Origin of the sequence: Streptomyces sp. NPDC007872, from assembly GCF_042868165.1 — a bacterium.
In the GTDB taxonomy this organism is placed as follows: domain Bacteria; phylum Actinomycetota; class Actinomycetes; order Streptomycetales; family Streptomycetaceae; genus Streptomyces.
Window position 1 is genome coordinate 871,504 of sequence record NZ_JBIAEA010000004.1, and the last position, 6,784, is coordinate 878,287.

5 protein-coding genes are annotated in these 6,784 nt (G+C 76.7%); all 5 read left to right on the top strand.

What is annotated here, in order from left to right; translation table 11 throughout:
* Nucleotides 1-218 precede the first annotated feature (218 nt).
* The 5 genes from ACFYNX_RS18565 to moeZ all read left to right on the top strand — a co-directional run bounded on the left by ACFYNX_RS18565 (nucleotide 219) and on the right by moeZ (nucleotide 6,620).
* Nucleotides 219-1,877 carry a DUF3492 domain-containing protein gene (locus tag ACFYNX_RS18565; RefSeq protein ID WP_388662529.1) on the top strand — a complete coding sequence of 553 codons (1,659 nt, stop codon included), beginning with the start codon at nucleotides 219-221 and terminating at the stop codon, nucleotides 1,875-1,877.
* A complete protein-coding gene (locus ACFYNX_RS18570; RefSeq protein ID WP_388662531.1) occupies nucleotides 1,870-3,534 on the top strand; it encodes a hypothetical protein in 1,665 nt (554 codons plus the stop codon). The genes ACFYNX_RS18565 and ACFYNX_RS18570 overlap by 8 nt, the downstream gene beginning before the upstream one ends.
* Nucleotides 3,535-3,672: 138 nt before the next feature.
* Nucleotides 3,673-4,644, top strand: a complete 972-nt coding sequence (locus ACFYNX_RS18575) for an NAD-dependent epimerase/dehydratase family protein (protein ID WP_388662533.1) — start codon at nucleotides 3,673-3,675, stop codon at nucleotides 4,642-4,644.
* Nucleotides 4,632-5,378 (top strand): spherulation-specific family 4 protein, encoded by a 747-nt coding sequence (locus ACFYNX_RS18580; protein ID WP_388662535.1) that lies wholly within the window; start codon nucleotides 4,632-4,634, stop codon nucleotides 5,376-5,378. The genes ACFYNX_RS18575 and ACFYNX_RS18580 overlap by 13 nt, the downstream gene beginning before the upstream one ends.
* A gap of 63 nt (nucleotides 5,379-5,441) precedes the next feature.
* A complete protein-coding gene (gene moeZ, locus ACFYNX_RS18585) occupies nucleotides 5,442-6,620 on the top strand; it encodes an adenylyltransferase/sulfurtransferase MoeZ (protein WP_125665389.1) in 1,179 nt (392 codons plus the stop codon).
* Nucleotides 6,621-6,784: the final 164 nt, after the last annotated feature.

A 6,784-nucleotide genomic window follows, 5' to 3' on the forward strand; every position in this document is an offset into this window, starting at 1 on the left:
GCGGGGCGGGCCGGGGGCGGGGTGCCCCCCCCCCGCCCCGGGCCCGCCCCTCCCCGCCACCCCCGGGGGGGGGGGCCCCCCCCCCCCCCCCCCCCCCCCCCGGGGGGGGGGCCCCCCCCCCCCGCCCGCCCCACCACCGACTTCTTTGTTTACGTTCTTCCCGCTGCGAGTCACCGGACCAACGGTGGCCGCCGTCAAGGGAGATCGGGGGTGCACGCGTGCGGATCGGACTGCTCACGGAGGGTTGCTACCCGTACGCCGTCGGTGAGTCCGGGGTCTGGTGCGAGCGGCTCGTGCGCGGACTCGGACAGCACCGGTTCGACCTGTACGCCGTCGGCCGCCCGTCCTCCACCGGCGCCACCTTGTCGCTGCCCCCCCACGCCCGGCTCGTCCGCGCCGCCGACCCCGGGGACGCCTCCGGCAGCCTCCTCGAACGGACCGCGCCCGGCACGGCCCGCGCCGCCCGCCGCGCCTACGGCCGCCGCGACCGCCACCGCTTCACCGCGGCGTACGAGCGGCTCGCCACGGGCCTCTGCGCGGAGGAGGCGGCGGGCGGTTCCGAGGGCGCGGACGCCTTCGCCGAAGGGCTCTACGCGCTCGCCGAACTGGCCCGCGAGCGCGGCGGACTGCCCGGCGCGCTCCGCTCCGACGACGCCGTCCGCGCCCTCGAAACCGCCTGCCGCGCGCCCGGCGCACGCCGGGGCGCGGCCGCCGCCGGACTCCCCGACCACCTCGCCTTCGCCGAGCACCTGGAGCGGGTCCTGCGCCCCCTCTCCCTCGACTGGTACGAGGAGGACGCCCTCGGCGCGGCCGACCTCTGCCACGCCGCCGCCGGAGGCACCACCGCCCTCCCCGGACTCCTGGCCACCCGCTTCTTCGGGACCCCGCTCCTGGTCACCGAGTACGGCGTCCAGCTCCGCGCCCACTACCTCTCGGCCGCCGGCACCGACCGCTCCGCGCCCCTGCGCACCCTGCTCGCCTCCCTCCACGGGCGGCTCGCCGCCGAGGTCTACCGGCAGGCCGCCCTGCTCACCCCCGGCAACGCCCACACCCGCCGCTGGCAGGAGAAGTGCGGCGCCGACCGGGCCCGCGTCCGCACCGTCCACCCCGGCATGGCGGCCGACCGCTTCGAGGAGGTCGGCGAGGACGAGGAGAGCGGCGACCCCACCACCCTGGTCTGGGTCGGCCGCGCCGAACCCGCCAAGGACCTCGTCGCCCTGCTGCACGCCTTCGCCGACGTCCGGGCCCGGCAGCCCGACGCCCGGCTGCGGATCGTCACCGTCCCCGTGCGGGATCCGGGCGCCGACGCGTACCTCGCCCACTGCAAGGGGTTCGCCGCGCAGCTCTTCCCCGACGAGGCCGCCGGGGCGCACGCCGTCGGCGAGAACCCCGTCTCCTTCGAGGAGCTCGGCGGCCCGGAGGCGCCCACCCTGGAGGACACCTACGCCTCCGCCGCGGTCGTCGTGCTCTCCAGCACCGTCGAGGGCTTCCCGGCCGGTCTCGTCGAGGCGATGTTCTGCGCGCGGGCCACCGTCTCGACCGACGTCGGCGCGGTCGTCGAGATCATCGGCGGCACCGGGCTCGTCGTGCCCCCGCGCAACCCCCGGGCGCTCGCCGACGCGTGCCTCGCGCTGCTGCGCGACCCCGGGCGGCGGCACCGGCTCGGCGCCGCCGCCCGCGCCCGCGCGCTCGAACTCTTCACCGTCGAACAGAACCTGGCCGCCTTCCGCGGCATCTACCTCGAACTCCTCTCCCGCGCGCCGGTGCGCCACCGCCCCGGCGACGGAGCCCTCTTCGCCCACCCCGCCGAGGCGCACGTGCCGGGCAGTTGGAACCCCGGAGCCGTGACCGCGGGCACGGGAGCCCCCGATGCCTGAAGGAGACGACCCCATGCGCGGCTCCGCCGCCCCGACCAGCCCCGGAGCCTGGGACGCCCGCTCCGAGGCCCTCCTCGGCGCCCCCGCCCTCCGGGCCGGCACCGCCGAGGAGGCCCCGCCCGGGATAGTCCAGGCCCCGGGGGCGGCCACGGCGACACCCCTGCGGCCCCACCCGACCGCCCCCGCCCTCCGGAAGGACCAGGAGGACCGGGAGGACCGGCCCGCCGAACCGCCGCGGCCACCGCTCGCGCCCGTGCCCGCCCACGGGAGCGGGGACGAGGAAGCCCACGGGGACGAGGGCGAGAACGCTCGCGGGAGTGAAGGCGAGAACGCTCGCGAGGGCGAAGACCAGGACGCTCGCGGGAGCGAAGACGAGGGTGCCCACGGGAGCGGAGACCGGAACGCTCGCGGAAGCGGAAGCGGAGGCGAGGACCGGGACGAGCCGTCGGCGGACCGGGACGCCCCGGCCCCCGCTCCGGACACGGCCCCCGCTCCGGACACGGCCCCCGCTCCGGACACGGCCCCCGCTCCGGACACGGCCCCCGCTCCGGACACGGCCCCCTCCCCGGACACGGCCCCCGCGCCCCCGCCGCCCCCGGCCGCCCCCGCCGCCCCCCGCCCCCGCCACCACGGCGCCGCCGACCCCGTCCGCGTGCTCATGCACCGGCACCGGGACCTGTGCGAGCGGGCCGTCGACCCCCTCGACGTGGCCACCGGGCTCGAAGCGCGGGGGTTCACCGACCGGACCGCCGCCCGCTACCGGCACCGGGACGTGTTCTCGCTCGCCGAGGAGCTGTACGCGCGCGTGCCGCGCCGCCGGGAGGAGACGCGCACCGCCGAGGACCGGCGGGAGCCCGTCGTCCCCTGGGCGCTCGCCGTGCTCGCGCCCGGCGCCGTCGCCGCCCTCGCCGGGCTCGGACTCGCCCTCACCCACGGGTCCGTGCGCGCCGCCGTCGGCGCCGCCGGGGCCCTCGGGCTCGGCGGGGCGCTGTTCCTCGCCGTCCGGCGCGGCCCCCTCCGCGCGCCCGGCGGGCGGACCGTGCCCGCCGCCCGCCTCTGGACCCTCTGGCTCCTGGCGTACGCGGTCGGCGGCGACGGGCTCCTCGGGGAGGTGCTCACCGGCGGCCCCGACGACCTCTGGGAGCTCACCCCCGGCCCCCTCCTGGGCCTCGCGCTCGCCGTCGCCCCCGCCGCCTGGTGCGCCCACCTCTTCGCCCGCCGGGCCCGCCGCCGGATCGCCGACAGCCGGGGCCTCGCCGACTTCGCCGCCGCCGTCCGGCCGCTGCTCCTCGGCACCGTGACCCTCCAACTCCTCGCCCTCGCCGCCCTCCTCCTCCCCACCGGAGCCGGCCCGGGGGCCCTCGCCCTCGGCGCGCTCCTCCTGCTCGCCCGCCTCCTCACCGTCCACGGCCACCCCGAGACGGCCTCGGCCGCCCTCGCCGCGGCCTGCGCCGCCGAGGCGCTCGCCCTCGCGAGCGTCCTCTCCGCCCGCCTCCCCGTCCCCGGCTTCGACGCGCTCGCCGTCCCGGTGCGCACCCTCGTCGACGCCTGGGGCCCCGGGGCCGTCCCCACCCTCGTCTGCGGCGCCGCCGCGCTCGGCCTCCTGGCCCACGCGACCGGCTCCCTCGTCCGGGCCTCGGCCCACGCCGCCCCGTGAACCCCCGCACACCCGCGGAGCCGACGCCGCGGGCGTGCCCCGCCCCCCACCTCCCGTCCCTCACCACCCCGCAAGGAGAACGAAGACCATGACCCCGCAATCCCGAGGAACGGCCGGTCGGCACGAAGGGGCCGCACGATGAGGGTCCTCCTGCTCGGAGCCAACGGCTTCATCGGCCGCTTCGTCGCCGACCGGCTGCTCGCCGACCCGGCCGTCCACCTCACCGCCCTGGGCCGGGGCGACGACGCCGACGTGCGGTTCGACCTCGCGTCCGGCAGCCCCGGCGCGCTCACCCGCTTCTTCGACGCCGTCCACCCCGGAGTCGTCGTCAACTGCGCCGGCGCCACCCGCGGCGGCGCCCGCGACCTGACCCGGCACAACACGGTCGCCGTCGCCACCGTCTGCGAGGCCCTGCGCCGCAGCGGCTGCGGCGCCCGCCTCGTCCAGGTCGGCTGCGCCTCGGAGTACGGGCCGAGCCAGCCCGGTTCCTCCACCGCCGAGGACGCCGTGCCCCGCCCCGGCGGCCCGTACGGCGTGTCCAAGCTGGCCGCGACCGAACTCGTCCTCGGCTCGGGCCTCGACGCCGTCGTCCTGCGGGTCTTCTCGCCCGTGGGCCCCGGCACCCCCGCCGGCTCCCCGCTCGGCCGCCTCGCCGAGGCGATGCGCCGGGCGATGCAGGCCGGGGACGGCGAGCTCAAGCTCAGCGGACTCGGCGTGCAGCGGGACTTCGTCGACGTGCGGGACGTGGCCCGGGCCGTCCACGCGGCCTCGCTCTCCGCCGCCCAGGGCGTCGTCAACATCGGCACCGGCCGCGCGGTCCGGCTCCGCGACGCCGCCGCCGTCCTGGCCCGGGTCGCCGGCTACTCCGGGAACCTCAACGAGCTGGACGCCCCGCACGGCATCCCGCAGCGCCCGATGATCGGCGCCCCCCGCACCGAGGGGACCATCGCCGACCAACTGGCCTCCGCCCCCTACCCGTACCCCGACGGCTGCGGGCCCTGGCAGCAGGCCGACGTGCGCACCGCCCGCGACCGGCTCGGCTGGCGGCCCCGGATCAACCTGGAGGAGTCGCTCGCCGACATCTGGATGGAGGCGGCGTGTCGCATCTGACGGGCACCACGGCCACCGGAGCGGTCCAGGCCCTGGGGGTGGGCGTCCCCGGCTACGCCCACCCGCTGCTCGCCCCCGTCGAGTGGGCCGAGCTGACCCGCCCCGGCACCCCCCTGCACTGGGCCGTGCTCAACGTCGCGGACGGGCCGGGCAGCCGCCCCGACCCGCACTGCCTGGAGGCGGCCGGGAAGCTCCGCAACGCCGGGGTCAGGGTCCTCGGGCACCTGGACGCCGCCCACGGCTCCCGGCCCTTCGGGGAGCTCGTCACGGACGCCCACCGCTTCCTCGACTGGTACAGGGTGGACGGCTACTACCTGGACCGCTGCCCCGCCGACCGGGCCGACCTGGCCGGGGTGCGGCGGGTCTGCGCGACCCTGGAGACCGTCCTCGGCGGCGAGGCCCACCTCGTCCTCGGCCACGGCACCCACCCCCATCCCGGGTACGCCGAGGCCGCCGACCAGCTCGTGACCTTCTCCGGGGCCTGGACGGACTACCGCTGGTCGCAGGTGGCCGAGTGGACCGCCGAGTACACGGAGGCGAAGTTCGTCCACCTCGTGCACGGCGTCCCGCGGACCCACCTCGACGAGGCCCTGCGGATCGCCCGCTGGCAGGGCGCGGGGACGATCTTCTTCACCGACCGTCCGGGCCGCTCCGGACAAACCGACCCATTCCACTCGCTGCCCGGCTACTGGGACGAAATCGTCTCGCGGATCGGACCGGGTGTCTCGGAATGAGAAGGGGCGTGGCAGTGTTACGGGGAGAACAACCGTACTGACATACCGACCACCGGAGTCCCCGTGTCGCTGCCACCCCTGGTCGAGCCGGCCGCCGAGCTCACCGTAGACGAGGTCCGCAGGTACTCCCGCCACCTGATCATCCCGGACGTCGGGATGGACGGGCAGAAGCGGCTGAAGAACGCCAAGGTGCTGTGCGTCGGCGCCGGCGGCCTCGGCTCGCCGGCGCTGATGTACCTGGCCGCCGCCGGCGTGGGCACGCTCGGCATCGTGGAGTTCGACGAGGTCGACGAGTCGAACCTCCAGCGCCAGATCATCCACAGCCAGGCCGACATCGGCCGCTCCAAGGCCGCGTCGGCGCGGGACAGCGTGCTCGGCATCAACCCGTACGTGAACGTGGTCCTGCACGAGGAGCGGCTCGAAGCCGAGAACGTCCTGGAGATCTTCGGCCAGTACGACCTCATCGTCGACGGCACGGACAACTTCGCCACCCGCTACCTGGTGAACGACGCCTGCGTGCTGCTGAACAAGCCGTACGTGTGGGGCTCGATCTACCGCTTCGACGGCCAGGCCTCGGTCTTCTGGTCCGAGTACGGCCCCTGCTACCGCTGCCTCTACCCGGAGCCCCCGCCGCCGGGCATGGTCCCGTCCTGCGCCGAGGGCGGCGTCCTGGGCGTGCTCTGCGCGTCCATCGGCTCCATCCAGGTCACCGAGGCCATCAAGGTCCTCGCCGGCGTGGGCGACCCGCTGGTCGGCCGCCTGATGATCTACGACGCCCTGGAGATGCAGTACCGCCAGGTCAAGGTCCGCAAGGACCCGAACTGCGCGGTCTGCGGCGAGAACCCGACCGTCACCGAGCTCATCGACTACGAGGCCTTCTGCGGCGTCGTGTCCGAGGAGGCCCAGGAGGCGGCGGCCGGCGCGACGATCACTCCCAAGCAGCTCAAGGAGTGGATCGACGACGGCGAGAACATCGACATCATCGACGTCCGCGAGCCGAACGAGTACGAGATCGTCTCGATCCCCGGCGCCCGGCTGATCCCCAAGAACGAGTTCCTGATGGGCACCGCCCTCCAGGACCTCCCGCAGGACAAGCGGATCGTCCTGCACTGCAAGACGGGTGTCCGCAGTGCGGAGGTCCTCGCCGTCCTCAAGTCCGCGGGCTTCGCAGACGCGGTGCACGTCGGCGGCGGCGTGATCGGCTGGGTCCACCAGATCGAGCCCGAGAAGCCGGTCTACTAGGCGGATCCGCGGCCGGACACGGCAGCGGCCTGGGGCCGTGGGGGCCCGGGGGGGCCCCGGGGGCCCGCCCCCCCCCCCCCGGGGGCCGGGGGGGGGGGGGTAATGACGGGGGTTTGGGGGGGAAAACCGGGGGGGAAGTGGGGAGGGGCGGGCGGGGCACCCGG

Bases quoted from the DNA above. Each gene is read 5' to 3' on its own strand.
- ACFYNX_RS18570 (WP_388662531.1), top strand. From the start codon at position 1,870: ATGCCTGAAGGAGACGACCCCATGCGCGGCTCCGCCGCCCCGACCAGC.
- ACFYNX_RS18575 (WP_388662533.1), top strand. From the start codon at position 3,673: ATGAGGGTCCTCCTGCTCGGAGCCAACGGCTTCATCGGCCGCTTCGTC.